Origin of the sequence: Mesorhizobium sp. M4B.F.Ca.ET.017.02.2.1, from assembly GCF_003998955.1 — a bacterium.
GTDB lineage: Bacteria > Pseudomonadota > Alphaproteobacteria > Rhizobiales > Rhizobiaceae > Mesorhizobium > Mesorhizobium abyssinicae.
This window is the reverse complement of the sequence record NZ_RZOF01000705.1, coordinates 1-400: the sequence shown is the minus strand read 5'-3', so window position 1 is coordinate 400 and position 400 is coordinate 1. Positions and strand designations below refer to the sequence as shown.

The window sequence follows — 400 nt, the reverse complement described above, 5'->3', positions numbered from 1 at the left end:
TCTTCCAGATCATCCTGATCGTCGCGGTCAGGGTCGGCAGCACAAGGCGCGACCTGGTCGAGGCGGCCTATACGCTGGGCGCGACCGACAACGGCATCGTCAAGCGCGTAATCATGCCGGCCAACGCGCCCGAGATCGCCGAGACGCTGCGGCTCGTGCTGGGTTGGGCATGGACCTATGTCATCGTCGCCGAGCTGATCGGCTCGTCATCGGGCATCGGCTACATGATCATCAACAGCCAGTCGCGGCTGGCGACCGGACAGATCATCTTCGGCATCATCGTCATCGGCCTGATCGGGCTTTTGTCCGACTTCGCCTTCAAGGCGCTCAACCGCCGGCTCTATCCATGGAGCCTGGCGTGAGCAAGCTTGTCATCGAAGGCGTCTCGCGGACCTTTGGC

The 400-nt window shown here is 62.8% G+C and carries 1 protein-coding gene; it reads left to right on the top strand.

Annotated features, from left to right (window positions below):
* A partial coding sequence (locus EN738_RS34965) for an ABC transporter permease subunit (RefSeq protein WP_127287448.1) occupies positions 1-362 on the top strand: 362 nt, incomplete at its 5' end.
* Positions 363-400 lie beyond the last annotated feature (38 nt).